Consider the following 26891-nt stretch of genomic DNA (forward strand, 5'->3'; position numbering starts at 1 on the left):
ATTTTTTTTTTACACCCCCCAGCCGCAAACCCACCTCCCCCGCGGTCTGGGGGGTGGGGATATGTTTATAAGACCCATAATCCGCCCGGTCTCCGGCGCGCGCCCGACCCGCGGGCGGGCGGCCGCGCGGCGGCCGCCTTCGCACGTATGGTCGCAGCCCTTGGCGGTCCCGCCGATTTCGTCGAGAAGCCGGAAAAATACCTGCCGAAAGCGGCGGTGGAGTTTGCGGTCAAGGCGGCAGGCAACGGCTTTGCCACCGGCATTGCCACCCGCGATATCGGCCTTGCCGTGGTCGGGCTCGGTGGCGGGCGTACGCGGCCGGACGACAGGATCGACCATGCGGTCGGCATCACCAGGCTGCTGCCGCTCGGCGCCGAGGTGCGGACCGGCGAGCCGCTGGCGCTCGTCCACGCCCGCACGCAAGCGGAGGCCGAAGCGGCCGCAGCCGCCGTGCTTTCGGCCTATACGATCGGGGCGTCGAAACCAGCCGCCGACAAGACTGTCATCCGGCGCGTGCTGCCGCGCGGGTAGCGGAAGGCGCTACTGCACCAGCAACAGTGTGCCGTTTTCGACCTGGTATTTTGCCAGCCGCTGCAAAAAGCTCATGCCGATCAGGTTGGTGCGCAGCGCCTTGTCGTCGAGGACCACGGCCTGGATGTTGTCGACGCTGATCTTGCCGATCTGCAGGCGGTCGATGTTGACCACAGCGGCCCTGATCGCGCCATTGGCGGTGTTGACCTGATGGCTGAAATCCGACGGGTTGAGCGAGATGCCGATGCGGCGCGCCGTCGAGGTGTTGATGGCGACCAAAGTGGCGCCGGTGTCGATCATGCCGTCGACCTGGCGGCCGTTGAGCTTGAAGGCGGAGGTGAAATGGCCGCGCTCGTCGGCCGCCACCAGGACCTTGCGACCGGTGGGCAGCGGTGCGGCCGGCTTGTCGGGAACCGAGGCGAGGCTCAGCTCGGGCTGCGGTTGCGGCTTGCCGGCGACGGTCGACTTCAACAGGTTGTCGAGAATCTGCGGGTTCGACTGATAGACGATCGGGATCGATGCCGACGTTCCGGCGAACACGCCCAGAATGAGAAGCTTGCGCAGCATGAATGGACCTTCGTGAAGGCCCATTTTTGCCCACGTATGGTGTGTGCCGCTTTAACGCCAACCCGAAACCGCGGCTTTGCGTAAACGGGCGGTAAACGACTGGATGCCAGCTGGCCTTGCCAGCCGCCGTCATTTGGTTCCGTACATGCGGTCGCCGGCATCGCCGAGGCCGGGCATGATGTAGCCCTTCTCGTTGAGCTGGCGGTCGATGGAAGCGGTAAAGACCGGGACATCCGGATGCGCCTTGGTGAAGCGCTCGATGCCTTCTGGCGCCGCCAGCAGGCAAAGGAAACGGATGTTGGTGGCTCCGCGCTCCTTCAGCTTGTCGATGGCCGCGATGGCCGAGTTCGCGGTCGCCAGCATCGGATCGACGACGATCACCAGCCGGTCGGCGAGATCGCTCGGCGCCTTGAAGAAATATTCCACCGCCTCCAGCGTTTCGTGATCGCGGTAGAGGCCGACATGCGCGACGCGGGCCGCCGGGACCAGGTCGAGCAGGCCTTCGAGCAGGCCATTGCCGGCGCGCAGCACCGAGGCGAAGACCAGCTTCTTGCCCTCCAGCGTCGGCGCTTCCATGGTTTCCATCGGCGTTTCGATGGTCGTCGTCGTCAGTTCGAGGTTGCGGGTGACCTCGTAGCCGAGCAGGAGCGAGATCTCGCGGAGCAGTCGCCGGAAGCCGGCGGTCGACGTCTCCTTCTTGCGCATGATGGTCAGCTTGTGCTGGACAAGCGGGTGGTCGACGACGGTGACGCCCTGCATGGGTTGCTCCAGTGAATGGTGAATGGTGAATAGTGAATAGTGAATAGTGAGCAGGTTTGCGAGTCCCGATGGATCGATCATTGCCGTTGACAGGCCGAACCGCCGGCAAACCAATCACCAATCACCAATCACCAATCACCAATCACCAGTCACCTCTTCGCATCGAGCCGGGCAAGCAGCGCGCTTTTCGTCTTCCTGTCGACGAAAGCCGCTTCGATCGCCGTCCTGGTGACGGCGGTCAAAGCTTTTTCATTCATGGAGAAATGCTCGGCGGCGATGTCGTATTCGCGCTTCAGCGAGGTCCAGAAATAGGGTGGGTCGTCGGAGTTCAGCGTCACCTTGCAGCCGGCCGCCTGCAGGGCAGGCAAAGGGTGATCGGCGAAACTGTCGTAGACTTTGAGCGCGATGTTGGAGCCGGGGCAGCATTCGAGCACGATGCCCTCATCGGCGATGCGGCGCACCAGGTCGGGATTTTCGATGGCGCGCACGCCATGGCCGATGCGCGAGGGGCGGATGTGGTCGAGTGCGGCCTGCACCGTCTCCCACCCGGTCAACTCGCCGGCATGGATGGTGATGCCAAGGCCGGCTTCGCGGGCGATCTCGAAGGCCCTTACATAATCCTCCATCTCGCCCATGCGCTCGTCGCCGGCGACGCCGAAGCCGGTGACCAGCGGATTTCCGCAGCGCGCCGCAAAGCGCGCCGCCTGCTCGATCGACTCGACGCCGACATGGCGTACGCCGGTGACGATCATGCGGCCCTCGATGCCGGTCTTGGCTTTGGCGCGCAGCATGCCTTCGCCGAGCGCATCGGTATAGGCCTTGGGCGACAGGCCGGCCCTGACGGCATGGTCGGGCGAGGTGAAGACCTCGGAATAGATGGCGCCGTCGCGGGCAAGGCTGGTCAGATAATGGTCGGCGAGGCGGGCATAATCCTCCTCGGTGCGGAACAGGTCGGCGGAAAAATCATAAGCCGCCAGGAACGAGGTGAAATCATGCCAGACGAAGGAGCCGTTCTGGATATAGGGCGAGGTGTCCTTGCCGTATTTCTGCGCCTGACGGATGACGAGTTCGGGCGCCGCTGCCCCCTCGATGTGGCAGTGCAGTTCTGCTTTCAAAGGCATGCAGTTATCCCGTCTCATCAGTCCAGGCCGTAAAGCCCACCACCTGGAAGCGCGGCCGAACACCGCGCCTTAAACAATAGCGCCCGCACCATCGATCGGCTATGGTCCCGCCGGTTTTATGACGGATCAAAATAATGTCAGTTGAGAGAACCACGGCCGCGGGCGGCATGGAAACCTCCTATGGTTTCAAGAAGGTAGGGCCAGGCGACAAGCAGCCTCTGGTCAACGATGTTTTCCACAAGGTGGCGAACCGCTACGACCTGATGAATGACCTGATGTCGGCCGGGCTGCACCGGCTGTGGAAGGATGCCATGGTGACATGGCTCAATCCGCCGAAACGTCCGGGCTGGAAAGTGCTTGACGTGGCGGGCGGCACCGGCGACATCGCCTTGCGCATTGTAGACGCCAGCCAAGGCAACGCGCATGCCACGGTGCTCGACATCAACGGCTCGATGCTCAGTGTCGGCCGTGACCGCGCGGAGAAAAAGGGCCTGTCCGGCAACACCGATTTCGTCGAGGCCAATGCCGAGGAACTGCCTTTCACCGATAGCACCTTTGACGCCTACACCATCGCATTCGGCATCCGCAACGTGCCGCGCATCGATGTCGCGCTGACGGAAGCCTTTCGCGTGCTGAAGCCCGGCGGACGGTTCCTGTGCCTGGAGTTTTCCGAGGTCGAGATGCCGCTGCTGGACAAGGTCTACGAAGCCTGGTCGTTCAACGCCATTCCGCAGATCGGCAAGATGGTGACGGGCGAGGGCGAACCCTATTCCTACCTGGTCGAATCGATCCGCAAATTTCCCAATCAGCAGAACTTTGCTGCCATGATCACCCGCGCGGGCTTCGAGCGCGTGTCGTTCCGCAACTATTCCGGCGGCATTGCCGCCCTGCATTCGGGCTGGAAGCTTTGAGGCACCACAGTTTGCAGCAGCAGGGTAGGCGATGAGCAGCGTCGGCGCCGCCTTTCGGCTCGCGCGGGCCGGCTGGGTGCTGGTCCGCGAGGGCGTGATCGCAGCACTGCCGGGCGACGAACTCGGCGGCCTGCCGAAATTCGGCTGGCGCATGGCCCGGCTCTTCACCCGCCGCCGCGCACTCGCTTATGAGCGCAGCGACCGGCTGGCCAAGGCGGTGGTCCGGCTCGGACCCTCCTACGTCAAGCTCGGCCAGTTCCTGGCGACGCGGCCTGATGTCGTCGGCAACGACATGGCGCTCGACCTCGCCATGCTGCAGGACAAGATGCACACTTTTTCGCAGGCGGAAGCGGTGGCGGCGATCGAGGGCTCGCTCGGGCGCAAGATCGGCGAACTCTATACGCAGTTCGGCGGGCCGGTCGCGGCGGCCTCCATCGCCCAGGTCCATCCCGCGCAGGCCATGCATGACGGTGTCGATACCAAGGTGGCGGTGAAGGTGATCCGGCCTGGCGTGCGCCGCCGCTTCTTCCAGGATCTCGAAAGCTATTTCCTCGCCGCCCGGCTGCAGGAGAAATACATCCCGTCGTCGCGCCGGCTGCGGCCGGTCGAGGTGACCGAGACGCTGGCGCAGACCACCAAGATCGAGATGGATCTTCGCCTCGAGGCGGCCGCACTTTCGGAACTGGGCGAAAACACCAAGGACGATCCGGGCTTCCGCGTGCCGTCGGTCGACTGGGAGCGCACCGGGCGCGATGTGCTGACCATGGAATGGGTCGACGGCGTCAAGATGAACGACATCGCCGGGCTCGCTGCGGCGGGGCACGATCTGAAGGCGATCGCCACCAACCTGATCCAGTCGTTCCTGCGTCACACGCTGCGGGACGGCTTCTTCCATGCCGACATGCATCCAGGCAATCTGTTCGTCGAGGCCAATGGCAATATCGTCGCCGTCGATCTCGGCATTGCCGGACGGCTCGGCAAGAAGGAGCGCCGGTTCCTCGCCGAAATCCTCTACGGCTTCATCACGCGCGACTATCTGCGCGTCGCCGAGGTGCATTTCGAGGCCGGCTACGTGCCGCGCCAGCACAATGTCGCGGCTTTCGCGCAGGCCATTCGCGCCATCGGCGAGCCGATCCATGGCCAGCCGGCTGAAACCATCTCGATGGCGAAGCTTCTCACGCTGCTGTTCGAGGTCACCGAACTGTTCGATATGGCCACGCGGTCGGAACTGATCCTGTTGCAGAAGACCATGGTGGTGGTCGAAGGCGTCGCGCGCACGCTCGACCCGGCCTTCAACATGTGGAAGACGGCCGAGCCGGTGGTCGGCCAGTGGATCGCCGGCAATCTCGGGCCGAGCGGCCTGCTGATGGACGCACGCGACGGCGCCAAGGCGCTGCTGGCGCTGGCCCGCCAGGCGCCCGATCTTGCCGCCCGCACCGAACGGCTGTCGCGCGAGATCGATTTTATGGCCGAACACGGCCTGCGCTTCGACGAAGCGACATCGCGCGCCATCGGCAAGGCCGAAGCGCACTACTCCCGCTCCGGCCGGATGGCGCTGTGGGTCATCGCGCTGACGCTGGTGTATATCGCGTGGAAGTTGCTCTGATCGCTTGCAACGCTAGCAATTGTGGTGCTAGCGTTGCAGTCGCGCTATTGATGTCGCGGAGCAAGTCATGGGCACCATTACTGTCCGCAATCTAGCTGACGACGTGAAGCAGAAATTGCGTGAGCGCGCTGCGGCGCGCGGGGTGTCGATGGAGGAAGAGGCGCGTGATGCGCTTGCCAAAAGCGTGCTGTCGGCGGAAGCCGGCATGCCCGAGAGCGAAACCCTCCATGCAACAATCCGCCGCTTGGTTGAGCCTCATGGAGGTTTTGACATCGATCTGCCCCAGCGTGGTCAATCCACAAAAACGCACAAAACCCTCGACGGCAAGCGCATCCTGCTGATCATCGGCGGCGGCATCGCCGCCTACAAGGCGCTGGACCTGATCCGCCGGCTGCGCGAGCGCGGTGCGGCGGTGCGCGTCGTGATGACATCGGCGGCGCAGGAGTTCGTCACCACGCTTTCGGTCGGCGCGCTTTCGGCCGACCATGTCTTCACCGAACTGTTCGACCGCAATGACGAGCACGATGTCGGCCATATCCGACTGTCGCGCGAGGCCGACCTTCTGGTGGTGGCGCCGGCCACTGCCGATCTGATGGCCAAGCTCGCCAACGGCCATGCCAACGATCTGGCCTCGACGGTGCTGCTCGCCACCGACAAGAAGGTGCTGATGGCGCCGGCGATGAACCCGAAAATGTGGTCGCATGCCGCGACGAGCCGCAACCGGGCGACGCTCGCCAAGGATGGCATCGCCTTCGTCGGCCCGGCCAAGGGCGAGATGGCGGAAAGCAACGAGGCGGGCGAGGGCCGCATGGCCGAGCCGCTGGAGATCGTGGCAGTGATCGAGGCACTGCTCGACAGCAGGCCGAAGCCGCTGGCCGGCCGCAGGATCATCGTCACCTCGGGGCCGACGCATGAGCCGATCGACCCGGTGCGCTACATCGCCAACCGCTCTTCGGGCAAGCAGGGCCATGCGATTGCGGCAGCGCTGGCAAGACTGGGCGCGGATGTACGCCTGATCTCCGGTCCGGTCAGCATTGCCGATCCGGCCGGCGTTGTGACGACACATGTCGAGACCGCGGCCGAGATGAAGGCGGCCGTCGAACAGTTGTTGCCGGCGGACGCCGCGGTCTTCGTAGCTGCCGTCGCCGACTGGCGCACCGCTGGCACGGCCGGCGAGAAGATCAAGAAGGTGGCGGGCCAGGGCCCACCGGCGCTGCAAATGGTCGAAAACCCCGACATTCTCGCCAGTGTTGGTCATCACGGGCAACGGCCGGGGCTGGTTGTCGGCTTCGCCGCCGAGACGCAGGACCTGATTGCCAACGCCGAGGCCAAGCTGAAGAAGAAGGGCGCCGATTTCATTGTCGCCAACGATGTCTCGCATGAAAGCGGCGTCGGCCCCACCGGCGTCATGGGCGGCGACCGCAACAAGGTGCGCATCGTCTCGAAGGACGGTGTCGAGGAATGGCCTGAGATGGGCAAGGACGAGGTGGCGGCGCGGCTCGCCGCGCTCATCGCCGAGCGTTTGCAAGCCTGAGCGGCCGCCGGTTCCGCAATCAGGCACGGGCCATGGTCTTGCAAGCAGCCTTGTGGTCGAGGGCATTTGACGCCGACAGCGCCGGCGGAATGCTGTCGCCAAATTCTCCATCCGCCGTGCCCTCAGCCTGTCGCCAATTGCGGCCGGCGTGCCTCCAAAGCCATCTTCAACGCCGCCAGGCAACCGACAATGCCGAGTGGCACGAAGGCCAGGTACAGCCAGCCGGCGACGTGCGCTGCTGCCTCGCGGTTCAGCCCGTCCGAAAAGCCGCTGGCATTGGCGATGATGCCGGCCATGGCGGCGCCCACGGCGTAGCCTATGCGCTGCATGGTCGGCACGGCGGCCGAGGCGATCGTCTGCTCGCCGTCGCGGGCCGAGGCGACGATGATGCGGGTCAGGAAGGGCCATGACACGCCGAAGCCACCGCCTTGCAACAAAGCGCAGAGCAGGATCAGCGGGATCGAGCCGGCGGGGATGGCATAGGCGAAACCTGCGAGGCCGGCTGCAATCATCAGCGCGCCGATGACGAGGATCTGCCGTTCGCGCTGCAGCGGCGCATTGGCGACGGCGATCGACAGGATCGACCAGGCGATCGATTCGGCGGCGATGATGTAGCCTGTGGTCAGGATCGGGATGCCGTGCAGCGTGGTAAGCAGAAGCGGCCCGTAGATGGAAAAAGAGACTGTCGCCACCGAGAAGGCGGCAACCATGCTCATGCCGCTGCCGACCGGCGAGCGCCATGAGAACAGGCCCGACGGGAACAGTCGCGATTGCGGCTTCATGGCGTCGACGAAAACGAACAGCGCCAGGCCGGCGAGGCCGAGGACCAGCAGCAGCGACGATCGAAGCAAGGCGACGTCGACGCCTGCGGTGGCGATCAGCACGACGGCGATGGCGAGGCAGCCAAGTGCTGCATAGGGGAAGGGCGGCGAGGTGCCGGCGGCGGCTTGCGGCTTCGTCGCTTCCGGCGTGTTCAGGACGATGAAGCTTGCCGATGCCATGGCGATGCCACCCAGCACGAAGACGCCGAAGGCCCAGCGCCAGGACAGGAGCTCGACCATGATCGCGCCGAGCATCGGGCCGCTGAAGGCGGCGACGCCCCAGATCGCCGACATGATGCCGAACAGCTGTGGCCAGATGCTGCGGTTAAACAGCCGCTCGACCGAGACGAAGGCCAGCGACACCAGCGCACCGCCGCCGAGCCCCTCGACCAGACGGCCGGCAAGAAACACCGGCATGGACGGCGCGGTGGCGCAGATCAGGGCGCCCACGGCATAGAGCAGGGCGGCGACCGTGACGTTGGAGCGTAGAGCGACATAGCTGACCAGCCGCCCGGCCGCAGCGCCGGCGACAATGGCGCCGAGCTCGTAGACGGCCAGCGACCAGCCGACGAACTGCACACCGGCGAGGTCTCCGACCATGGCCGGCATGACCGTCGCCACCATCGTCTCGTTTGTGGCGTGCAGCAGGATGCCGAGGCTGATGAAGCAGAAGCGCGCCAGGTCGCCGCTTGCCCACAATGCCCGCCAGTCGACCTTGTTGCTGGTGATTTCAGTCATTCTTTTACCCTGCCTTTGCATATCTCGATCCCGGCGCATGGCGCCAGAAGCCAGTCGGGCTTTCCGGCGGGGCCATGCGCGCTGTTTCAGTCAGGCGAGTTGTAAAACCTCAAGCGCAGTTGAGCTCAAGTGGCTTTTTATCGAAGTGCAGACGGGCGAGATTGGCCGGAAGCCTCTCCGCTTAATGCGCCGGTCAGTTCTCAATGCTGCGCAGCTGGAATTGGCTGACGCCGATCGCAATGTTGATGCCGGTCTGCGTCTGCAGGCTGAGCGGCTGCAGGGTGAAGGCCTGCGAGGAGCCGCCGACCAGGAGATTGGCGCCGGCGCCGACCGCCGCCGTCACTTCGGCGCTGGCGCCGACATAGTCGCCGGCCAGCGCGCCGGGCGCATAGATGTTCCTCAGCGGCGTCAGCACCAGCCATTGCATGACGGTCTGCTTGGTGGTGCCGATGTCGAGCCCGTATTTGTTGACGGCGCCGAAATAGGCTTCCGGCGAAAAGCTCTTGTCGGCCGGCGTGAAGGTGCAGCTCAGATCCTTGCTGGAGCCGAAGATGAAGCCGGTGCCGCCGCCGATGGCGCAATCGAGCACGCCGAGTTCGATGCCCTGGTCTTGCGCTTGGGCCTGGGCGGTACAGATGATGGTGATAGCGGCGGCGATGGCTGGTTTCAGCACGGCGGATCCCCCAAAAAGCATGCGGCGCGAAACAGTAACCTGTTCCGCGCCGCGCGTAGAGGGATCAGTCGATGCTTATTTGCCGATGCTTATTTGAACGAGTGGATCAGCTCCAGGGAGGTCACGGCGACCGCTACATTGACGCCGGTCTGCGCCTGGACGCTGAGCGGCTCCAGCACAAAGGCGCCGTCCAGCCCGCCGACCAGCAGATTGGCGCCGCCGCCGGTCACCACGCTCGCCTCGGCGTTGACGCCGTAATAATGGCCGGCAAGGTCGCCCTCGTCATGGCCGCGGGTGGCGGCCAGAACCGCCCACACCAGCTGGCCCTGATGCGTCTGGCCGAGATCGACGCCGAGCTTGGAGATCATCCCCGTGTATTTCTCGGACGGCCCATGGTGATAAGGGCGGAACGTGCAGTCGACGCCCTTGTTCGACGTGATGACGTAACCGACGCCGCCGTCGATGGTGCAATCGAGCGTGCCGAGCTGAAGCTTGCCGGCGCTGGCGGGAACGGCAAGCAGCGTCGTGGCAAGTGCCGCGGCACAGATGATTTTCTTGATCATGGGTCAGTCCTTTCGAAAATGCCTTCAACAACGGTTGAATGGCCCGGAGCGTTCCGCTGAAAACTTGGCGCGATCAAGGCAGGGGTTAGCGCTTTGCCCCCGGTGGTTAAGATTGGGTGATAGTGGGGTTTTCTGGATACGCAATCCCTAGGGGAAGGGCTCTGCGCTTTCCCTTGGGAGAAACCGCTCACGCGGCGCACTGCATCAGGAATGGAACGTTGTTATAAAAGGCCGCCGATGGCGGCGCGCCGGCCGCATCTCAGCCGGCCGTGGCGCCCGATGTGCGCGACAGGCCGTCCTTGGCCGGCTGGTAGGTCGGGTCGAGATGGACGGCTTCGCGGTAGGCCTTCGAGGCCTTGACCTTGTCGCCGCGGCGCTCGTAGATCAGCGCCTGGTTGGACCAGGCTTCGGCGTTCTTGCCGTCGAGCTTGATGGCCATGTTGAAGTCGGAGAAGGCGTTGTCCTCGTCATTCATGGCGAGATAGGAGAGGCCGCGGCCGTTGTAGGGTTCGGCGGCGTCCGGCGCCAGCGAGATGGCGGTCGAGAAATCCTCGATGGCAAACTTGTGCTGGCCCTGGCTCTGATAGATCAGGCCGCGATTGTGGTAGGCACGGGCATCCGTGGTGTCGAGCTGGATCGCCTTCTGGAAATCGTTGAAGGCCTGCTGGGTCTGGCCGGCCTTGCGATAGAGGTTGCCGCGGCCGATATAGGCGGCGTCATAATTTGCATTGATCTGGATCGAGCGGTTGTAGTCGGCAAGGGCGGCCGCCTGGTTGCCGAGGAAGCGCTGGATCAGCGCCCGGTTCGAATAGGCCTGGTAGAAATTCGGGTTGAGCTGGATGGCGGTGTCGAAATCCTTCAGCGCCGCGTGATACTGGCCGCCACGGCCATAGGCCGAGCCGCGCACATTGTAGCCTTCCGGATCCTGCGGATTGCGCTGGATCACCGCCGACAGCGAGGAGATGTTCTCGCTCGAGCCTTGCGCCTTGTCGATGTTGTTGAATTCGCCGGTCGGAACGCTCTGGCAACTGGCAAGCACCAGGCCGGACATCAGGGCTGCCGCCAGGGCCAAACCGCGCATTGTGGTTCTGCGCTCTACGCCGATTGCGTTCATGTCTGCCCTGTCCTCACTTCAGCCGCGCCGTCCAGGTCCCCCTCCGGGCCGGGTCACAGATTGTCGTAACAAAATCTAGAACGCCGTTTGCGCGTTCAAGGGAACGGCCTCCAACAGAATGGCGGCGCTCAAAACAAAAAGGTGGCGGCGATTCCGCATCGCGCCACCTCTGAGTATCCTTCGAAAAGGACGAAAAATTGGCGTCAGAACCGCGGCGGACGCGGAGCACCACCAGGACCACCGGCGGCGCCGGCAGCAACCGGGCGCGGCGTCATCGGCAGCAGGCCTTCGCGCTGGGCGCGCTTGCGGGCCAGCTTGCGGGCGCGGCGAACGGCTTCGGCCTTTTCACGGGCGCGCTTCTCGGAAGGCTTCTCGTAATGGCCGCGCATCTTCATTTCGCGGAAAATGCCTTCGCGCTGCATCTTCTTCTTGAGAGCGCGAAGCGCCTGATCAACGTTATTGTCGCGGACGAGTACCTGCACGGGCAATCCTGTCTTTCGGGTTTGATATCAACAGGCAAGTGGCCATAGCCACATGCCTCCGCGGCGCTTTACACCACGAATTGTGGCGGCTGATAGCAGAATCAGGCCGCGCTGTCCACACTGGAAATGAAGGACAACCGCCAATTTGCCACGGCAGCCCCGAGATAGGGCGCCAACTAGGCGCTGGCCAGATGGAGCCGTGCGAAATCCTCGAAGAATTCGCCGTAATCGCAGGTAATTTCCTCGCCGGCTGATATATCGCGAGTGGCGGTGGCGCCGCCATATTGCGAAAAATCCGTGTTCGGCCGCTCGGCGTGGTTCATGAAGCGGCCATTATCGACTTCATAGACCATGAAGCCGGGACGGTCGGGGCTCGGATAGGCATAGCGGTCGAGCAATTCCTTGAGGTGCGGCGGCGCCGCCTCGTATTTGTCCATCGGGATCAGCCGGTCGAAATCCGGATCGAGCCGCCAGATCGAGGCGCCCTTCCTGATCGGCTCGGCGGCGAACACGCCGACGCCTTCGATTGCGCTCTGGGCGACATAGGTCCTGATCAGCAGCATGTCCGTCCTCCTCACCCGAAACCGAATCGCCAAATCGCGTGGAAAAAGCAAGTCCGGTTTCGGGTTCTATGGCTGATCGGCGCGGGCGATGACCCGCGAAATGCTTCACGTCCGGGTGATCGAGACGCCGCCATCGGCAAACAGCGCCGATCCTGTGGTGAAGCTCGACGCATCCGATGCCAGGAAGAGCGCAGCGCGGGCGATCTCTTCAGGCACAGCGACACGTTTCAAGGCATGCAGGTTTTCCACGAAAGCGCGTGATTCCGGCGTCTTGAATGTTGCCGACGGGGTGTCGGTGCCACCCGGCATCAGCGCGTTGACCCGCACGCCCCTGGGGCCGTATTCGGCGGCCAGTACCTGCGTCAGGCCGATCAGTCCGGCCTTGCTCGCGGCATAGCTGGTCATGCCCGGCATGCCGACTGTGTGACCGACGAAGGTCGAGGTGAAGATCAGCGATCCGCCGCCGCGTTCGACCATCGCCGGCACCTGGTATTTCGCGCCAAGAAAGGCGCTGGTCAGATTGGCGTCGAGCGTCTCGCGCCATCCGTCCAGCGACAGTTCCGAAATCGGACCCATCGTTCCGACGGAGCCGACATTGTTGAAGGCGATATCGAGCCCGCCGAATTTTTCGACGGCGAGATCGACGAGGGCTTTTGCATAGGCTTCGTCGCGGACATCGCCGGCAAGCGCGACTGCCGTGCCGTCGGCGTCCTCGATTTCGACGACCAGCGCATCGAGTTCGGCCTGGCGGCGGGCGGCGATGACCACCCTGGCGCCTTCTTCGGCGAAGAGTTTTGCGGTGGCGCGGCCGATGCCGGAACTGGCGCCGGTGACGATCGCTATTTTATTGGTGAGTACGAACATTTTTCTTACATCCTTTCATCGCGCCGGCTGTGCCGGCAACCGGGATGTTGATCGCAGTTCGGGACGGTGCTAGCCACCCGATACGTGCTCGACTTGCTGAATGGCTTCGCAGCGGCACAAGCGCGGCGCGCCGGACTATTGCTTCAGCAGCCAGCCGAGGCGGTCGAGCGAAAATGCGTAGCTGATGGCGATGAGCAGCGTGATGACAACGCCCGTGGTTGTGTGACCGGCGGCATAGAATCCGGCTGCACCGCCAAACAGGATGGCCAGTTCAAGCACCAGCCTGACTGCGCCTGGTACAGGAACCGGCGCGCGTCCGGACCGGCTTGGGTCGCCGCGCACCGCGAAGGTTCCCCACAGCGCAGCTGCAATGAACGGCAAGGCCATGGCGAGACCCAGCGCCACCATCCGCCGGAGAGGCTCCAGCCGGCAAAGCCGAGGCCAAGCAAGGCGGCAAGTTCCAGCAGGAAACGCAACGTCAGATTCCACCAGGCGTTGCCCATATTCGTCCTCCAGAGTCTCGCGATCGCCAGTGTGTCCGAACGCAGCCATGCCTGCCAGCCCGGGCAGGTCTTTTCCACCGCGGCGCAAAACGGCAAGCGCCGTCGCAAACAGCGCAAGGGTGGAAGCGCCGTTTCGCTAGTGATACACCTCGCGCGCCGGGGCTGCGTAAAATACCCCATCGCCATTTGCGAGGCTGGAACGTTGAAAAAATATTCGGTATTCGCCATCGCCCGCGAGGCCATGCGCGGCCACAAGGGCTGGGAGGAACAATGGTCCTCGCCGGAGCCGAAGAAGGAATATGACGTCATCATCGTCGGCGCCGGCGGTCATGGCCTGGCCACCGCCTACTATCTCGCCACCGTGCACGGCATCACCAATGTCGCGGTGCTGGAAAAGGGCTGGCTAGGCGGCGGCAACACCGGGCGCAACACCACCATCATCCGCTCCAACTACCTTTACGACGAGAGCGCCGGCATTTACGACCATGCGCTGAAGCTGTGGGATGGGCTCTCCCAGGAACTCAACTACAACGTCATGTATTCGGCGCGCGGCGTCATGATGCTGGCGCACAATGTGCACGACATCCAGGTGCTGAAGCGCCATGTCCATGCCAACCGTCTCAATGGCATCGACAATGAATGGCTGACGCCTGAGCAGGCGAAGGAATTCTGCCCGCCGCTCAACATTTCCAGGCAGGCGCGCTATCCCGTCGTCGGCGCCGCCTTGCAGCGGCGAGGCGGCACGGCGCGTCACGATGCGGTGGCCTGGGGCTATGCGCGCGGCGCTTCGGCGCGCGGCGTGCACATCATCCAGAATTGCGAGGTCACCGGCGTCAAGCGGGCGGCCAATGGCGCGGTCATGGGCGTCGACACGACGCGCGGCTTCATCGGCGCCAAGAAGGTCGGCGTGGTGGCTGCAGGCCACTCCTCGGTGATCATGAACATGGCGGGCGTGCGCATGCCGCTGGAAAGCTATCCGCTGCAGGCGCTGGTGTCGGAGCCGGTCAAGCCGGTGGTGCCTTGCGTGGTGATGTCGAACACGGTGCACGCCTACATCTCGCAGTCCGACAAGGGCGAGCTGGTGATCGGCGCCGGCACCGACCAGTATGTCTCCTATTCGCAGACCGGCGGCCTGCATATCCTGCAGCACACGCTCGACGCCATCTGCGAGATGTTCCCGATCTTCACCCGCATGAAGATGCTGCGCTCGTGGGGCGGCATCGTCGACGTGACGCCCGACCGTTCGCCGATCCTGGCCAAGACGCCGGTATCAGGCCTCTATGTCAATTGCGGCTGGGGCACGGGCGGCTTTAAGGCAACGCCCGGCTCAGGCCATGTCTTTGCCCACACGATTGCCAAGGACGATCCGCATCCGATCAACGCGCCCTTCACCATCGAGCGCTTCCGCACCGGGCGCCTCATCGACGAGGCAGCAGCGGCGGCGGTGGCGCACTGATGATGGTGGAACTGGCTGTAGCGGTGCCGCTGGTGCTGGCGGGGGAGCAGGACCTGTTCCATTTTCCGTCACCGGACGAGGTGCGGACGCAGCCGATCAGCCGCGCCGGCAACGAAGCCAATTGGCCGTTTTCGATCGACGCCGGCATTCTGGCATGCGTGTGGAGCGGTGGCCAGAAGGTGGTCATCTTCATGGAGAACAGGCCCTCCGATCTCGGCGAGGACGACACATTCGATGCGCGCAGCGTCATCGTAACGACCGATCCGTTTCAGCTCACGATCGGCAACATGGCGTATCGCGAGCTGTTTCGCCCCGCCGCAAGTGTAGAGGAGCGCATTCGGCTCGTCGCGCCTTTTGCGGCGATGGGCCAGAGGCTTTGCAACCAACCGGCCGGCGCGCATGTCGGCCACGGCGAATTGTAGGAACGAACGATAATGCTTCTCATCCGCTGCCCCTATTGCGAGGAAGAGCGCCCGGAGCTCGAGTTCCGTAACGCCGGCGAGGCGCATATTGCGCGTTCGGCCAACATGGCGGGCGAGAGCGACGACGACTTCGAAAAGTTCTTCTTCATCCGCTCGAACCCCAAGGGCATCATCTATGAGCGCTGGCGCCACATCCATGGCTGCGCGCGTTTCTTCAACGCGGCGCGCGACACCGTCACCGACAAGTTCGTCATGACTTACAAAGCCGGCGAGCCGAAACCGTCCAAGCTGCCCAAAAACTCCAACGAAATGGCTTCCAAATGAGCGGCGCGTTCCGCATTCCGAGCGCCGGCCGTCTCAGCCAGGCCAAGACCGCGCGGTTCTCTTTCGACGGCCAGTCTTACACCGGCATCGAAGGCGACACGCTGGCCTCGGCGCTGCTTGCCAATGGCGTGCATCTGGTGGGACGTTCGTTCAAGTATCACCGTCCGCGCGGCTTCCTGTCGGCCGGAGCGGAAGAGCCAAATGCGCTGGTCGAGGTCAAGCGCGACGCGGCACGCAAGGCGCCCAACATCCGCGCCACGGTGCAGGAGCTCTATGACGGGCTCGTCGCCAACTCGCAAAACCGCTGGCCGTCGCTCGCCTTCGACGTCGGCGCGGTCAACGATCTGGCATCGCCGCTGTTTTCGGCCGGTTTCTACTACAAGACCTTCATGTGGCCGAAGGCGGCCTGGAAGAGTCTCTACGAGCCGAAGATCCGCGCCGCGGCGGGTCTCGGCGTTTCGCCCGACAAGCCAGATCCCGACCATTATTCCTCGCGCTATGCGCATTGCGACGTGCTGGTGCTGGGCGGCGGTGCGGCCGGCATCGCGGCAGCGCTTGCCGCTGCCGAAACCGGCGCGCGTGTCATCCTCGTCGACGAGCAGGCCGGCTTCGGCGGCAGCCTGCGTTTCGAGAGCGGCGCCAGGATAGACGGCCATGACGGCTTTGGCTGGGCGCAAGCAGCGGTAGCCAAGCTTGCCGCCATGGACAATGTCCGTGTGCTCTCGCGCACGACGGCGTTCGGCTATTACGCGCAGAATTTCGTCGGCCTGGTCGAGCGGGTCAGCGACCATCTGCAAAACCCCGGCCACGATTTGCCGCGCGAGCGCCTATGGCAGGTACGCGCCAAGCGCGTGGTGCTGGCGACCGGCGCCATCGAACGCCATATGGTGTTTGCCGACAATGACCGGCCCGGCATCATGCTGGCCTCGGCGGCGCGGACTTATCTCAACCAGTACGGTGTCGCGGTCGGCAAAAATGTCGGCGTCTACACCGCCAATGACTCGGCCTACTCCGCCGCGATCGACCTGAAGAAGGCCGGCGTCAACGTGGCGGCGATCGTTGACCTGCGCGACCATCCGACCGGACCTGTGATCGACGAGGCGAGGGCGCTCGGGATCGAGGTCAATTTCGGCCGCGCGGTGATCCGCGCCGGCGGCAAGTTGCGCGTGACCTCGATGACGGTGCAGCCGAAGAATGGGGGCGGCGAGCGCACCATTCCGGTCGACGCCATCCTGATGTCGGCCGGCTGGACGCCGTCGGTGCATTTGTTCTCACAGTCGCGCGGCAAGGCCGCCTTCAATGACGAGACCAAGCGCTTCGTGCCGGGCATCTATGCGCAGGACTGCGTTTCGGTCGGCGCCTGCAACGGTACGGATGGGCTCTCGGCGTCGATCGACGAAGCCTATGCGGCCGGCGCCAAGGCGGCGAAGGATGCGGGCGGCAAAGTGGCCAAGGGCGTTAAGCCGAAGGTCGACGCGTCGGAAAGCTGGTCGCGCGGCATGCTGGGCGCGGCGCCCGGCGCCGGGCCGGACAAGACGGTCAAGGCCTTCGTCGATTTCCAGAACGACGTCACCGCCAAGGACATCCGCCAGGCGGTGCATGAAGGCATGCGCTCGATCGAGCACGTCAAGCGCTTCACCACCAACGGCATGGCGACCGACCAGGGCAAGACCTCCAACATGCACGGCCTGGCGATTGCCGCCGAGACGCTGGGCAAGCCGATCCCCGAGGTCGGGCTGACCACGTTCCGCGCACCCTATACGCCTGTCACTTTCGGCGCGATCGTCAGCCATTCGCGCGGTCCGCTGTTCGACCCGACACGCAAGACCGCGATCCATCCCTGGGCGGAAGCTCAAGGCGCGGTGTTCGAGGATGTCGGCCAGTGGAAGCGCGCCTGGTATTTCCCCAAACCCGGCGAGGACATGCACAAGGCGGTCGACCGCGAATGCGTCGCTGTGCGCAGCAATGCCGGCCTGTTCGATGCCTCGACGCTGGGCAAGATCGAAGTGGTCGGACCGGATGCGGCCAGGTTCATGGAACTGCTCTACACCAATCCATGGGAGAAGCTGGAACGCGGCCGCTGCCGCTATGGCATCATGCTGCGCGAGGACGGCTTCATCTATGATGACGGCGTCGTCGGCCGACTGGCGCCGGATCGTTTCCATGTGACGACGACAACCGGCGGCGCGCCGCGCGTCATGAACCACATGGAGGACTATCTCCAGACCGAGTTCCCGCATCTCAATGTCTGGCTGACGTCGATCACCGAACAATGGGCGGTCATCGCCGTGCAGGGGCCGAAGTCGCGCGACATCATTGCACCGCTGGTCGAAGGCGTCGACATGTCGGACGAGGCGCTGCCGCATATGTCGGTGCGCGAAGGCAAGATCTGCGGCGTGCCGACCAGGCTGTTTCGCATGTCGTTCACCGGCGAGCGCGGTTTTGAAGTCAACGTGCCGGCCGATCACGGCCAGGCCGTCTGGGAAGCGCTGTGGGCCGAGGGCCAAAAGCATGGCGCGACTGCCTACGGCACCGAGGCGATGCACGTGCTGCGCGCCGAAAAGGGCTACATCATCGTCGGGCAGGACACGGACGGTACGGTGACGCCGAACGATGCCGGGCTCGACTGGGCGGTCGGCAAGAAGAAGACCGATTTCGTCGGCATTCGCGGCCTGACGCGGCCCGATCTGGTCGCCAAGGGCCGCAAGCAGCTGGTCGGCTTGAAGACCAAGGACCCGAAAGTGGTGCTTGAGGAAGGCGCGCAGATCGTCGCCGACCCGAAGCAGGCGATCCCGATGAAGATGATCGGTCACGTCACATCCAGCTACTGGTCGGAAAATTGCGGTCGCTCGATCGCGCTGGCGCTGGTTGCCGGCGGGCGCGACCGGATGGGCGACACGCTCTATGTGCCGATGCCGAACGGGATGATCGAAGTGGAGGTTACCGGCATGGTGTTCTTCGACGAGACGGGAGGGCGCCTCAATGGCTAAGGCTGCTGCAAAGAAGACGGCCCCAGCTGCAGCGCCGTCGGTCGAGCGCCGCCCGGCCCTGGCTGAACGCGTCGTTTCCGCAACGGATGTCAAGGTCGAGGTGCTGCCGCCGGCGGAGCGCATGTCGCTGCGCGCGCCGGAGGCTTCCGTCGCGGCGCTGTCGAAGGCGCTCGGCCTGACCTTGCCGAAGCAGCCGAAAACTTCGGCGTCGAAGACAGGGCGCACGGCGCTGTGGCTTGGCCCTGACGAGTGGCTGGTTATCGATGAGGCTGGCAAGGATCCGCTGGCCGATCGTGCTGGGGTTGCCGCATTGCATTCGGCGGTCGGCATCTCGCACCGCAACGTCGCCTTCGCCGTCACCGGCCCGGCGGCTGCCGCCGCGATCAATGCAGGCTGCCCGCAGGATTTGTCGCTCGAGGCTTTTCCGGTGGGCGCGGCGTCGCGCACCATTCTCGGCAAGTGCGAAATCCTGCTGTTGCGCACGGCAGCCGACGCTTTCCGGGTCGAGTGCTGGCGTTCCTTCTCGGACTATGTCTTTACTTTCCTGTCGGAAGCAGCCAGCGACGCGGCGGCGTAGGAACGTTTGACGGGTCAAGCCGTTCTGCTTCCCCCATCAGGGAGAACATACGATGCCGTCGAAAGCGCCGCCGAAGTCAGCTGGCAAGACGTCCGCCGTGCGCTCACTCGAACATGAGCAGCATCACGAGGTGACTGCCGAAGAAGAGGAACTCGAGGAAGGCCTCGAGGACACGTTTCCGGCCAGCGATCCGGTGTCGATCACCTCGACCGCCATCCCAGGCGCGCCGGCAAGACCCGGCAAGGCCAAGACGGTGCCGGGTCGCAAACCGCGCAAGAAATAACCCGTTCGGCTACGCCAGGTTTGAACTCAGGAAAAGCCGGCTTGCGCTGAGGAAATGGGGGCGCTGAGGAAAAAACGGGCGGCCGGGATTATCCTGCCGCCCTTAAATTAATCGTTGTGCTGTGGTCGAGCCCGATCAACTTAGAACGTGCTCGGCACGATCCATGGGTTGATCTCGATGCCGAGACGCGGGCTCTTGGCCTTGACGTCGGACTTTTCGACCGAGCCGGTCACGGCGCAATCGAGCTTGGCATTGGTCGTGGTGTCGACGCAGGTGGCGGCGGGGGCCTGCTTGGTCGAGTGTGTGTTGTTGGCGGCGAAAGCCGAGCCGGAGAGAGCCAGCACGGTGGCGAGAGCGAGAAGGGTCTTGTTCATGTCTGTCTCCATCGGTTAAATTCTTTTCGTACATGTACGATACAACGTACACATACGCCCACCGAGATGGGTTTTCAAGTCGAAAAGCGTACGCGTACGACAAATTTTTTTGAATGCCGAAAATTGCGGCGCACTGACACAGCCGAAGCTGTCAGGCCGGACGTTGAATTGGAGGGGCGGGGATGCTCAGCAGTCGACCGGGGTCTCGGTCAGCGGCGGCACATTCTGAGTGCTGAGCGTGGCGAGTGTGAAATCGCACATCCGCGTCACGAAAGCCTGCGGATCCCCGAAGGGGTAGAACGGGAACGTGATCAAAAGCGAGATGGTGCCGTGGCCGACTGCCCAAAGCATGGTGGCGATGGCGCGCGGATCGCCCTGCAGCTTGCCTGCAGCAACGCAGGCCTCGACCCTGGATATCAGCGCTTTCATCGCCGGGTTGGCCTCTTCCATGTCCTCATAGCTTCTGCCTTCCGGCAGCTTGGTCTTTTCGGTCATGAACACGGTGCGGTATTCGTTGGGGTTGCCGAGCCCGAAGGCGGCATATTCGGTCATCACCGCACGCAAGGCCTCGATCGGATCGTCGGAAGGATGCTCCTCGATGCGGCGGGCAAGTGTTTCGAAGGCATCCTCGGCCAGCGCAAACAGGATGTCCTGCTTGTCGGCGAAGTAGGAATAGACCGACATCGGAGCATAGCCGACCCGCTTGGCCAACTTGCGGATGGTCAGCCCTTCATAGCCTTCTTCCTTGACGAGCTTGTGGGCTGCGTCGAGCAATTCGGAACGCAGTTCGGCTTTTTGTTTTTCGCGGCGTTTCTGGACGCTCAGTGGCAAGACCCGGTGCCTTTGGTTGGTTGTGCATGGCTAAATATATACGCTGTACGGAAACGGGCAAGGGCGCTGCCAGGGACATCAAAAAGCGACCTCAAGCTTTCTCTCGAATAGTCGTGTCCGTTCTGGTCTATTTCGCCAGCATCTATGTCACAGCATGTGTAACATGGGCGCTCGCAGGCAACATCGGACCGTTACAAACAAAGCCTATCTGGCGGCTCTGCAAGAAATTTCGGTTTTGGGGGGCCTCTATGGCTGCGATAGAGCTTTCGTCCGGGCTGCCGGGCGCTCATCCACTTTCTCATGGCGCCAGGCTGGCGCTCAGGCGAGTCGTGATAGTCGCATGGCTGGCGATCGCAATCGGCTTCGCCATGGAAGCGCTTATTCTGACTGCCGGATTTGCGGCAGGTTCGCACCCGGCGCCAACCCAGGTTCTGATCGACTTGGCGCAAGGCGTGACCTGGTCATTCTTCGTCTGCGCCGGCGTCAGCCTCGGCACGGCGATCACCAAGGTGCGAGCCTCGCTTGGCGGCCTGATCGCCATGATCTCGGGGCCGCTGGCCATGGGCATCGCCAAAGGTACGCAAAAGGTGATGGTGAGCGCGCTTGATGTATCGGCAAAGCCCGTGATCCTGTCGCTCACTACGCTCGGTATGTTGCGGGCGATCGAGTATGGTTTGCTGGGCTGGATGCTGGCTTCGCTGGCATCCAAGGAAGAACCTCGCTCGCTGCATTTCATGCTGGCGGGTGCCTTGGCCGGCGCGGTGTTCGGCGGCGGGATCACGGCGCTGACGATCGAGACTGCCGCAGCCAAGGACATTGCGCTGGCATTGCCGCAGGCTGTCGCCACCGGCCTCATTGAGATCGTGTTTCCGATCGGATGCTCGCTGGTCGTCTACATCGCCCTGCAAGTCAGCCGGCACATGAAGTTCATTTCCAGCGATGCGCGCTAGATTTCAGGTCGAATTGACCTGAAATCTGAATCCGGGTCTAATCAAATTGATAGAGCATGATGTCGTCCGAAAACCGCTTCACACTTTCGGCATCATGCTCTTTCTACAGACGGTGATCGGTTTGCGTACTGTTTCCAGGCCGGTTGCCACCACCTCCGTATGGGCTTGCTCCCCGGTCGGGGAACGGAACTGATCCGATCTGTCATCAAATCGCGCCGACCACAATATCTCATTGTCTACTCAGGTTCGGTCGATCAGCTTGGCGGCAAGGTGCGACAGCAGCTTCACCGCTTCGCCATAGGTCCTGGCCTTTTCGGGATTGGAGGCGTTGCCGTCGAGCGCCCGCTTGTAGACGCCCTGACAGATGGCCGCCAAGCGGAAGAAGGAGAAGGCGAGGAAGAAGCTCCAATTGTCGATGCCGGCCAGCCCGCGCCGACGGCAATACGCCGCGACATAGGCTTCCTCCAAGGGCAGGCCGAGGGCGGCGCGGTCGACGCCGCCAAGACCGCGAAAGCCCGAGGCGTGCGGCAAGCGCCATTGCATGCACTGGTAGGCGATGTCGGCAAAGGGGTGGCCAAGCGTCGACAGTTCCCAGTCGAGCACGGCCAGCACTTTCGGCTCATTGTGCGCGAAGATCATGTTGTCCAGCCGGTAGTCGCCATGCACGAGAGATTTTCGGCCGTCATCGGCCGGCATATGCGTCTCCAGCCAGGCGATCAGCCGGTCCATGTCGGCGACCGTGCCGGTCTCCGAGGCGCGGTACTGGCTGGTCCAGCGTGCCAGCTGGCGTTCGAAGTAATTGCCGGGTTTGCCGAAATCGCCGAGCCCGACCGCCTCGACATCGACATCGTGCAGGGCCGCCAGGGTGGCGTTCATGGCATCGTAGAGGGCGGCGCGCTCATCGTTGCCAGCGGCCTCCGGCACTGCCGGATCCCAAAAGATGCGGCCGTCGAGAAAATCCATGACGTAGAACATGCGGCCGATCGGCGTCGCCTCCGCCGACAGATGCAGCATCGCCGGCACCGGCACGGCGGTGCCGGCCAGCGCCTTCATGACCGTGAATTCGCGGTCGACCTGATGCGCCGATTTCAGTAACTGGCCCGGCGGCTTGGCGCGCAGGACATAGCGGCCGCTGGCCGCAGTCAGCAGATAGGTAGGGTTCGACTGGCCGGATTTGAATTTTTCGATTGCCGAAAGCCCGGCAAAACCCGGGATGTGCCCCTCGAGATAGAGCGCTAGTGGCGTCTGGTCCAGCGCGTTGGCGTCGCCACTCATGCGGTCTCCGGCTCACGCTCGATCAGCGTCAGCGTCAGCCAGCGCGCCGTCAGCGCCGGCTTCTTCGAGCCTTCGATCTCGATGGTCACGTCATGCGCCGTCTGCACCCAGCCCGACGGCCTGACCTTGACGTCGGCCAGCACGAAGCGGGTGCGGATGCGCGAACCGGTCTTCACCGGCGCCAGGAAGCGCAGCGAATCGAAACCGTGGTTGACGCCCATCTTGCCCTTTTCCAGCGGCGGCATGGTCTCGAAGGTCATCGCCGAGAGCAGCGACAACGACAGGAAGCCATGCGCGATGGTGCCGCCGAACGGCGTCTCGTTTTTGGCCCGCTCGGGGTCGCAATGGATGAACTGGTGGTCGTCGGTGGCGTCGGCGAACTGGTCGATCATGGTCTGTGTGACCTCGCGCCATGGCGAGACGCCGACTTCCTTGCCGACGCTGGCCAGAAGCACATCGAGACTGATCGGTTCCACTGCGGTGTCCTCCCCTTGCCGCCGACCGCGGCTCATTCCTTGAACAATGTCAGCCCATGCTGCACCGACTGCCCGCCGTCGATCGGCAGGATGGCGCCGGTGACATAGGAACCGGCACGGCTGCACAAATAGAGCGTTGCGCCGCCGATGTCATCCGCCACGCCGATACGGCCGATGGGGACATGGCTGCCGACATGTCTGGCCTTTTCTTCGGTGCCGGTAGCAAAGGCGGTCATCCGGCTCTGGAAGGGGCCGGGGGCGAAGGCGTTGACGGTGATGCGCCGCGCCGCGAGTTCGATCGCCAGCGTGCGCGTCAGGTGGTGAACGGCGCCCTTGGACGCGGTGTAGGAATAGGCGTCGTCGGCCAGCGGCTGCGTGCCCATCACCGAGCCCAGGTTGATGACGCGGGCCGGATCGGCATCGCTCGCGGCGGCTTCCAGCAGCGGCAGCAATTCGCGCGTCAGATGGAAGACGGCGGTGACGTTGACGGCGAACACCTTGGCCCAGCCGCTATAGGGAAAATCCTCCAGGGAGGCACCCCAGGATATGCCGGCATTGTTGACCAGAATATGCAGCTTCTCGGTGCGCGCCTTGACCTCGCCGACCAGCGCGGCAATGCCTGCTTCGCTCGAGACGTCACCGGCAAAGCCTTCGGCACTGCCGGAGCCGCCGAGCCCGTTCAACTCAGCGGCGACCTTGATGCAATCCTCGCCCTTGCGTGAAGCGATCATCACGGTGGCGCCGGCTTGGACCAAAGCGGTCGCCACCATGCGGCCGATGCCGGTCGCGGCTCCCGTCACCAGCGCTGTCTTGCCGGCGACTGAGAACAGTTCTTCCAGATAGCTCATCGGAATTCCTCCGCGCTTTTCTGCTCACGGTCCGGGGCGAAAGGGGCTCGCGTTGACAAGGCTACCCGAAGTACGGTCATCCTTGCCACGGGTAAAGTGCCCAGATGCGTGAAAGGGTTGGAGACCGATGGCGGACATGAATCTCGGCATGACCGAGCGGCTGAAGCCGATCCACGCCCGTGTCGCCGCCATGTTGCGCGATGAGATCATGCCGCTCGATCATGATTTTTTGAGTGAGGTCGGCAAGGGCGGCGACCGCTGGGTCTATACCGCGCGGCAGACCGAAATCCTCGAAGGGTTGAAGAAAACGGCCAAGGATCGCGGCCTGTGGAATTTCTGGCTGACCGGCTCCGAGCGCGGCTATGGGCTGTCAACCGTCGAATATGCCTATCTGGCCGAGGAGATGGGCAAGGCGCATCTCGGCGCGGAGACCTTCAATTGCTCAGCGCCCGACACCGGCAATATGGAGGTGCTGGAGCGCTATGGCTCGGAGGACCACAAGCAGGCATGGCTGGCGCCGCTGCTCGAGGGGAAAATCCGCTCGGCCTATCTGATGACGGAGCCGGATGTCGCCTCCTCCGACGCCACCAACATCGCCATGCGCTGCGAAAAGCAAGGCGGCGACTATGTACTCAACGGCGAGAAATGGTGGGCGTCGGGGGCCGGGGACCCGCGCTGCGCCATCTACATTGTCATGGTTCGCACCGGCGAAGCCGAGACGCAGCACCGCCGCCATTCGATGATCCTGGTGCCGTCCGGCACCAAGGGCGTGACCAAGCTGCGGCCGATGCAGGTCTATGGCGACGACGACGCGCCGCATGGCCACATGCATCTTCGCTTCGACAATGTCAGGGTGCCGGCCGGAAACCTGATCCTCGGCGAGGGCAGGGGGTTCGAGATCGCCCAGGGGCGGCTTGGCCCCGGCCGCATCCACCATTGCATGCGCGCCATCGGCCAGGCCGAAATGGCGCTGGAGCTGCTGTGCCAGCGCTCGGTGCGCCGCGAGGCCTTCGGCCAGCCCTTGGCCAAGCTCGGCGCCAATTTCGACATCATCGCCGAATGCCGCATGGAGATCGAGATGGCGCGGCTGCTCTGCCTCAAGGCGGCGTGGATGATCGACCAAGGCGATGCGCGCGCAGCCGCGCCCTGGATCAGCCAGATCAAGGTCATCGCACCGCGCGTCGCGCTCAAGGTCACCGACGAGGCCGTGCAGATGTTCGGGGCGCAAGGCATCAGCCAGGACACGCCGCTGGCACGCTCATGGACGCATCTGCGAACCCTGCGCCTCGCCGACGGGCCGGACGCCGTGCACCGCCGGCAGGTGGCGCGTACGGAGCTCAGGAAATACACGCAGGAAAAGGTCTGAGCGGATGAAGGCCATTATCGCCCGCGATTTCGCGCCGCTCGGCCAGCTCGTCCATGCCGACAATCTGAAGGAACTGGTCGGCTGGCATCTCGCCGGCAAGGTTTGGCCGGTCATCGAAGGCACTTATCCGCTGGCCGATGCCGCCGCCGTGCTGACGCGCGTGCTTGGCCGTGGCGCATCCGGCAAGCTCATCCTCAAACGTTAAGGAGCCCCGCCATGGCGATACCTTCAGACATGAGAGCACTGCTGCTGATCGGCGACGGCTACACCAGGACGCCCTCCGGCAGCGTGCTGGAGGCGATGGAGCCGTATCTCACGCTGGGCAGCATCGGCGTGCCGACGCCCGGACCGAGCCAGGTGCTGATCAAGGTCAGCCTCGCCTCGATCAACCCGTCCGACGTCATGTTCATCAAGGGCCAGTACGGTCAGCCGCGCGCCAAGGGCCAGCCGGCCGGCTTCGAGGGTGTCGGCACGGTCGTTGCCAGCGGCGACGAGCCCTATGCGAAAAGCCTGATCGGCAAGCGCATCGCCTTCACCACCGGCGTCACCAATTGGGGCGCGTGGGCGGACTATGCAGTTGCCGAAGCTGCCGGCTGCATTCCGCTGCTCGACACGGTCCGCGACGAGGATGGCGCGGCGATGATCGTCAACCCGCTCACGGCGCTCGCCATGTTCGACATCGTCAAGCAGACGGGCGAAAAAGCCTTCATCATGACCGCCGGCGCCAGCCAGCTTTGCAAGCTGATCGCGGGTCTCGCCAAGGAGGCTGGGTTCCGGCCGATCGTCACCGTGCGCCGCGACGAGCAGATTCCGCTGTTGAAGGAGATCGGGGCTGCCCATGTGCTCAACGAGAAGGCGCCGGATTTCAAGGCAGCACTACGCGATGTGGTCAAGGCCGAGCAGCCGCGCATCTTCCTCGATGCCGTGACCGGGCCGCTGGCCTCGGCGATCTTCGACGCCATGCCGAAGCGCTCGCGCTGGATCATCTATGGACGGCTCGATCCGGACACCACTGTCATCCGTGAGCCCGGCCAGATGATCTTCCAACACAAGCACATTGAAGGCTTCTGGCTGGTCGAATGGATGCGCCAGTTCCGCGACAAGCGCGGCCCGGCGATCATGGAAGCACAGAAGCGCTTTTCGGATGGGCGCTGGTCAACCGACGTGACGGCGGTGCTACCGCTGGATGAGGCGATGGCGAAGGTCCCGGCGGAGCTGGCCAAGCCGAACGGGAAGGTGTTTATCAGGCCGTGACTTTCTACCCTCCCCCTTGTGGGGAGGGTCGACGAAGAGCAATTTTGCTCTTTCGTCGGGGTGGGGGTCTTGGCTCCTACCTCTGTTATTCGCGGGAGCGCTGGACCGACGTTAG

At 63.8% G+C, this 26891-nt stretch carries 30 protein-coding genes; 14 read left to right on the forward strand and 16 right to left on the reverse strand.

All coding sequences use genetic code 11. From position 1 onward, the window contains the following. Positions 1–147 precede the first annotated feature (147 nt). Positions 148–531, forward strand: a complete 384-nt coding sequence (locus NKJ80_RS26555; RefSeq protein WP_502902230.1) for a hypothetical protein — start codon at positions 148–150, stop codon at positions 529–531. Positions 532–540: 9 nt separating this feature from the next. Here NKJ80_RS26555 and NKJ80_RS26560 read toward each other — a convergent pair whose 3' ends face one another. The 3 genes from NKJ80_RS26560 to NKJ80_RS26570 all read right to left on the reverse strand — a co-directional run bounded on the left by NKJ80_RS26560 (position 541) and on the right by NKJ80_RS26570 (position 2978). Further along, on the reverse strand, positions 541–1098 hold the full coding sequence (locus NKJ80_RS26560; RefSeq protein WP_023740923.1) for a TIGR02281 family clan AA aspartic protease: 558 nt from the start codon (positions 1096–1098) through the stop codon (positions 541–543). A gap of 129 nt (positions 1099–1227) precedes the next feature. Further along, positions 1228–1857 (reverse strand): uracil phosphoribosyltransferase, encoded by a 630-nt coding sequence (upp, locus tag NKJ80_RS26565; protein ID WP_023671129.1) that lies wholly within the window; start codon positions 1855–1857, stop codon positions 1228–1230. A gap of 149 nt (positions 1858–2006) precedes the next feature. Next, positions 2007–2978 carry an adenosine deaminase gene (locus NKJ80_RS26570; protein ID WP_023671130.1) on the reverse strand — a complete coding sequence of 324 codons (972 nt, stop codon included), beginning with the start codon at positions 2976–2978 and terminating at the stop codon, positions 2007–2009. A 134-nt stretch (positions 2979–3112) separates the two neighbouring features. Between NKJ80_RS26570 and ubiE the strand changes: the two genes are divergently transcribed. The 3 genes from ubiE to coaBC all read left to right on the forward strand — a co-directional run bounded on the left by ubiE (position 3113) and on the right by coaBC (position 7029). After that, positions 3113–3889, forward strand: a complete 777-nt coding sequence (gene ubiE / locus NKJ80_RS26575; protein ID WP_023671131.1) for a bifunctional demethylmenaquinone methyltransferase/2-methoxy-6-polyprenyl-1,4-benzoquinol methylase UbiE — start codon at positions 3113–3115, stop codon at positions 3887–3889. Between the two features lie 31 nt (positions 3890–3920). Further along, positions 3921–5495 carry a 2-polyprenylphenol 6-hydroxylase gene (gene ubiB, locus NKJ80_RS26580; protein ID WP_352498607.1) on the forward strand — a complete coding sequence of 525 codons (1575 nt, stop codon included), beginning with the start codon at positions 3921–3923 and terminating at the stop codon, positions 5493–5495. Between the two features lie 67 nt (positions 5496–5562). After that, positions 5563–7029, forward strand: a complete 1467-nt coding sequence (gene coaBC, locus NKJ80_RS26585; protein WP_352498608.1) for a bifunctional phosphopantothenoylcysteine decarboxylase/phosphopantothenate--cysteine ligase CoaBC — start codon at positions 5563–5565, stop codon at positions 7027–7029. A 122-nt stretch (positions 7030–7151) separates the two neighbouring features. Here the strand turns inward: coaBC and NKJ80_RS26590 are convergent, their stop codons facing one another. The 8 genes from NKJ80_RS26590 to NKJ80_RS26625 form a co-directional block, all read right to left on the reverse strand. Beyond that, the gene (locus tag NKJ80_RS26590) at positions 7152–8588 is read right to left on the reverse strand and encodes an MFS transporter (RefSeq protein WP_352498609.1); all 1437 of its coding nucleotides are present in this window, start codon (positions 8586–8588) and stop codon (positions 7152–7154) included. Positions 8589–8781: 193 nt separating this feature from the next. After that, positions 8782–9261, reverse strand: coding sequence for a DUF992 domain-containing protein (locus NKJ80_RS26595; protein WP_352498610.1), 480 nt, complete (start codon positions 9259–9261; stop codon positions 8782–8784). Between the two features lie 89 nt (positions 9262–9350). Then, positions 9351–9824 carry a DUF992 domain-containing protein gene (locus tag NKJ80_RS26600; protein WP_023671136.1) on the reverse strand — a complete coding sequence of 158 codons (474 nt, stop codon included), beginning with the start codon at positions 9822–9824 and terminating at the stop codon, positions 9351–9353. A gap of 259 nt (positions 9825–10083) precedes the next feature. Next, the gene (locus tag NKJ80_RS26605) at positions 10084–10938 is read right to left on the reverse strand and encodes a tetratricopeptide repeat protein (protein ID WP_352498611.1); all 855 of its coding nucleotides are present in this window, start codon (positions 10936–10938) and stop codon (positions 10084–10086) included. 203 nt (positions 10939–11141) lie between these two features. After that, a complete protein-coding gene (gene rpsU / locus NKJ80_RS26610) occupies positions 11142–11420 on the reverse strand; it encodes a 30S ribosomal protein S21 (RefSeq protein WP_023671138.1) in 279 nt (92 codons plus the stop codon). 176 nt (positions 11421–11596) lie between these two features. Then, positions 11597–11983, reverse strand: coding sequence for an SET domain-containing protein (locus NKJ80_RS26615; protein WP_023671139.1), 387 nt, complete (start codon positions 11981–11983; stop codon positions 11597–11599). Between the two features lie 105 nt (positions 11984–12088). Then, positions 12089–12847 (reverse strand): SDR family oxidoreductase, encoded by a 759-nt coding sequence (locus tag NKJ80_RS26620; protein WP_023725218.1) that lies wholly within the window; start codon positions 12845–12847, stop codon positions 12089–12091. A 135-nt stretch (positions 12848–12982) separates the two neighbouring features. Beyond that, positions 12983–13255, reverse strand: a complete 273-nt coding sequence (locus NKJ80_RS26625; RefSeq protein WP_352498612.1) for a DUF2568 domain-containing protein — start codon at positions 13253–13255, stop codon at positions 12983–12985. Positions 13256–13552: 297 nt separating this feature from the next. Here NKJ80_RS26625 and NKJ80_RS26630 point away from each other — a divergent pair, with 297 nt between their 5' ends. From NKJ80_RS26630 to NKJ80_RS26655, 6 genes are read left to right on the forward strand one after another with little or no spacing between them, the layout of a single operon-like run. Further along, positions 13553–14806 carry a sarcosine oxidase subunit beta gene (locus NKJ80_RS26630; protein WP_023686460.1) on the forward strand — a complete coding sequence of 418 codons (1254 nt, stop codon included), beginning with the start codon at positions 13553–13555 and terminating at the stop codon, positions 14804–14806. Beyond that, positions 14806–15228 (forward strand): hypothetical protein, encoded by a 423-nt coding sequence (locus NKJ80_RS26635; protein WP_023686459.1) that lies wholly within the window; start codon positions 14806–14808, stop codon positions 15226–15228. Before NKJ80_RS26630 ends, NKJ80_RS26635 begins: the two co-directional genes overlap by 1 nt. A gap of 12 nt (positions 15229–15240) precedes the next feature. Continuing rightward, complete coding sequence (locus NKJ80_RS26640; protein WP_352498613.1) at positions 15241–15552, forward strand: sarcosine oxidase subunit delta; 312 nt, start codon at positions 15241–15243, stop codon at positions 15550–15552. After that, a complete protein-coding gene (locus NKJ80_RS26645; RefSeq protein WP_352498614.1) occupies positions 15549–18542 on the forward strand; it encodes a sarcosine oxidase subunit alpha in 2994 nt (997 codons plus the stop codon). Before NKJ80_RS26640 ends, NKJ80_RS26645 begins: the two co-directional genes overlap by 4 nt. Continuing rightward, on the forward strand, positions 18535–19119 hold the full coding sequence (locus NKJ80_RS26650; protein ID WP_023691852.1) for a sarcosine oxidase subunit gamma: 585 nt from the start codon (positions 18535–18537) through the stop codon (positions 19117–19119). The genes NKJ80_RS26645 and NKJ80_RS26650 overlap by 8 nt, the downstream gene beginning before the upstream one ends. Positions 19120–19171: 52 nt before the next feature. Then, positions 19172–19402, forward strand: coding sequence for a hypothetical protein (locus NKJ80_RS26655; protein ID WP_023691851.1), 231 nt, complete (start codon positions 19172–19174; stop codon positions 19400–19402). Positions 19403–19542: 140 nt separating this feature from the next. On the opposite strand, the gene NKJ80_RS26660 is transcribed toward NKJ80_RS26655, so the two are convergent. Together NKJ80_RS26660 and NKJ80_RS26665 are read right to left on the reverse strand one after the other, a co-directional pair. Further along, on the reverse strand, positions 19543–19776 hold the full coding sequence (locus NKJ80_RS26660) for a DUF680 domain-containing protein (protein WP_023671148.1): 234 nt from the start codon (positions 19774–19776) through the stop codon (positions 19543–19545). A gap of 186 nt (positions 19777–19962) precedes the next feature. After that, positions 19963–20607 carry a TetR/AcrR family transcriptional regulator gene (locus NKJ80_RS26665; RefSeq protein ID WP_023671149.1) on the reverse strand — a complete coding sequence of 215 codons (645 nt, stop codon included), beginning with the start codon at positions 20605–20607 and terminating at the stop codon, positions 19963–19965. On the opposite strand from NKJ80_RS26665, the gene NKJ80_RS26670 reads away from it, so the two are divergent. Continuing rightward, positions 20601–21557 (forward strand): hypothetical protein, encoded by a 957-nt coding sequence (locus tag NKJ80_RS26670; RefSeq protein ID WP_156932556.1) that lies wholly within the window; start codon positions 20601–20603, stop codon positions 21555–21557. The genes NKJ80_RS26665 and NKJ80_RS26670 overlap by 7 nt on opposite strands. A 240-nt stretch (positions 21558–21797) precedes the next feature. Here the strand turns inward: NKJ80_RS26670 and NKJ80_RS26675 are convergent, their stop codons facing one another. From NKJ80_RS26675 to NKJ80_RS26685, 3 genes are read right to left on the reverse strand one after another with little or no spacing between them, the layout of a single operon-like run. Further along, on the reverse strand, positions 21798–22832 hold the full coding sequence (locus NKJ80_RS26675) for a phosphotransferase family protein (RefSeq protein ID WP_023686454.1): 1035 nt from the start codon (positions 22830–22832) through the stop codon (positions 21798–21800). Continuing rightward, the gene (locus NKJ80_RS26680) at positions 22829–23344 is read right to left on the reverse strand and encodes a MaoC family dehydratase (protein ID WP_280940371.1); all 516 of its coding nucleotides are present in this window, start codon (positions 23342–23344) and stop codon (positions 22829–22831) included. Before NKJ80_RS26680 ends, NKJ80_RS26675 begins: the two co-directional genes overlap by 4 nt. Further along, entirely contained in the window at positions 23341–24156 is an 816-nt protein-coding gene (locus NKJ80_RS26685) for an SDR family oxidoreductase (protein ID WP_023671153.1), read from the reverse strand. Before NKJ80_RS26685 ends, NKJ80_RS26680 begins: the two co-directional genes overlap by 4 nt. Before the next feature lie 127 nt (positions 24157–24283). Here NKJ80_RS26685 and NKJ80_RS26690 point away from each other — a divergent pair, with 127 nt between their 5' ends. From NKJ80_RS26690 to NKJ80_RS26700, 3 genes are read left to right on the forward strand one after another with little or no spacing between them, the layout of a single operon-like run. Next, positions 24284–25522 carry an acyl-CoA dehydrogenase family protein gene (locus NKJ80_RS26690; protein ID WP_352498615.1) on the forward strand — a complete coding sequence of 413 codons (1239 nt, stop codon included), beginning with the start codon at positions 24284–24286 and terminating at the stop codon, positions 25520–25522. Next, positions 25425–25727, forward strand: a complete 303-nt coding sequence (locus NKJ80_RS26695; protein ID WP_084558271.1) for a zinc-binding dehydrogenase — start codon at positions 25425–25427, stop codon at positions 25725–25727. The genes NKJ80_RS26690 and NKJ80_RS26695 overlap by 98 nt, the downstream gene beginning before the upstream one ends. A gap of 11 nt (positions 25728–25738) precedes the next feature. Continuing rightward, positions 25739–26776, forward strand: a complete 1038-nt coding sequence (locus NKJ80_RS26700) for a zinc-binding dehydrogenase (RefSeq protein ID WP_023755046.1) — start codon at positions 25739–25741, stop codon at positions 26774–26776. Positions 26777–26891 lie beyond the last annotated feature (115 nt).

It is taken from the genome of Mesorhizobium sp. M0030 (assembly GCF_040323695.1).
GTDB lineage: Bacteria > Pseudomonadota > Alphaproteobacteria > Rhizobiales > Rhizobiaceae > Mesorhizobium.

What these genes read in the sequence shown, in the direction of transcription:
- coaBC (WP_352498608.1), top strand. Translation starts at nt 5,563, where the DNA reads ATGGGCACCATTACTGTCCGCAATCTAGCTGACGACGTGAAGCAGAAA.
- NKJ80_RS26570 (WP_023671130.1), bottom strand. Translation starts at nt 2,978, where the DNA reads ATGCCTTTGAAAGCAGAACTGCACTGCCACATCGAGGGGGCAGCGGCG.
- NKJ80_RS26625 (WP_352498612.1), bottom strand. Translation starts at nt 13,255, where the DNA reads ATGGTGGCGCTGGGTCTCGCCATGGCCTTGCCGTTCATTGCAGCTGCG.
- NKJ80_RS26655 (WP_023691851.1), top strand. Translation starts at nt 19,172, where the DNA reads ATGCCGTCGAAAGCGCCGCCGAAGTCAGCTGGCAAGACGTCCGCCGTG.
- NKJ80_RS26560 (WP_023740923.1), bottom strand. Translation starts at nt 1,098, where the DNA reads ATGCTGCGCAAGCTTCTCATTCTGGGCGTGTTCGCCGGAACGTCGGCA.
- NKJ80_RS26660 (WP_023671148.1), bottom strand. Translation starts at nt 19,776, where the DNA reads ATGAACAAGACCCTTCTCGCTCTCGCCACCGTGCTGGCTCTCTCCGGC.
- NKJ80_RS26675 (WP_023686454.1), bottom strand. Translation starts at nt 22,832, where the DNA reads ATGAGTGGCGACGCCAACGCGCTGGACCAGACGCCACTAGCGCTCTAT.
- NKJ80_RS26650 (WP_023691852.1), top strand. Translation starts at nt 18,535, where the DNA reads ATGGCTAAGGCTGCTGCAAAGAAGACGGCCCCAGCTGCAGCGCCGTCG.
- NKJ80_RS26605 (WP_352498611.1), bottom strand. Translation starts at nt 10,938, where the DNA reads ATGAACGCAATCGGCGTAGAGCGCAGAACCACAATGCGCGGTTTGGCC.
- NKJ80_RS26590 (WP_352498609.1), bottom strand. Translation starts at nt 8,588, where the DNA reads ATGACTGAAATCACCAGCAACAAGGTCGACTGGCGGGCATTGTGGGCA.
- NKJ80_RS26690 (WP_352498615.1), top strand. Translation starts at nt 24,284, where the DNA reads ATGGCGGACATGAATCTCGGCATGACCGAGCGGCTGAAGCCGATCCAC.
- NKJ80_RS26620 (WP_023725218.1), bottom strand. Translation starts at nt 12,847, where the DNA reads ATGTTCGTACTCACCAATAAAATAGCGATCGTCACCGGCGCCAGTTCC.
- NKJ80_RS26635 (WP_023686459.1), top strand. Translation starts at nt 14,806, where the DNA reads ATGATGGTGGAACTGGCTGTAGCGGTGCCGCTGGTGCTGGCGGGGGAG.
- NKJ80_RS26640 (WP_352498613.1), top strand. Translation starts at nt 15,241, where the DNA reads ATGCTTCTCATCCGCTGCCCCTATTGCGAGGAAGAGCGCCCGGAGCTC.
- upp (WP_023671129.1), bottom strand. Translation starts at nt 1,857, where the DNA reads ATGCAGGGCGTCACCGTCGTCGACCACCCGCTTGTCCAGCACAAGCTG.
- ubiB (WP_352498607.1), top strand. Translation starts at nt 3,921, where the DNA reads ATGAGCAGCGTCGGCGCCGCCTTTCGGCTCGCGCGGGCCGGCTGGGTG.
- NKJ80_RS26680 (WP_280940371.1), bottom strand. Translation starts at nt 23,344, where the DNA reads ATGAGCCGCGGTCGGCGGCAAGGGGAGGACACCGCAGTGGAACCGATC.
- ubiE (WP_023671131.1), top strand. Translation starts at nt 3,113, where the DNA reads ATGTCAGTTGAGAGAACCACGGCCGCGGGCGGCATGGAAACCTCCTAT.
- NKJ80_RS26555 (WP_502902230.1), top strand. Translation starts at nt 148, where the DNA reads ATGGTCGCAGCCCTTGGCGGTCCCGCCGATTTCGTCGAGAAGCCGGAA.
- NKJ80_RS26615 (WP_023671139.1), bottom strand. Translation starts at nt 11,983, where the DNA reads ATGCTGCTGATCAGGACCTATGTCGCCCAGAGCGCAATCGAAGGCGTC.
- NKJ80_RS26600 (WP_023671136.1), bottom strand. Translation starts at nt 9,824, where the DNA reads ATGATCAAGAAAATCATCTGTGCCGCGGCACTTGCCACGACGCTGCTT.
- NKJ80_RS26685 (WP_023671153.1), bottom strand. Translation starts at nt 24,156, where the DNA reads ATGAGCTATCTGGAAGAACTGTTCTCAGTCGCCGGCAAGACAGCGCTG.
- NKJ80_RS26645 (WP_352498614.1), top strand. Translation starts at nt 15,549, where the DNA reads ATGAGCGGCGCGTTCCGCATTCCGAGCGCCGGCCGTCTCAGCCAGGCC.
- NKJ80_RS26700 (WP_023755046.1), top strand. Translation starts at nt 25,739, where the DNA reads ATGGCGATACCTTCAGACATGAGAGCACTGCTGCTGATCGGCGACGGC.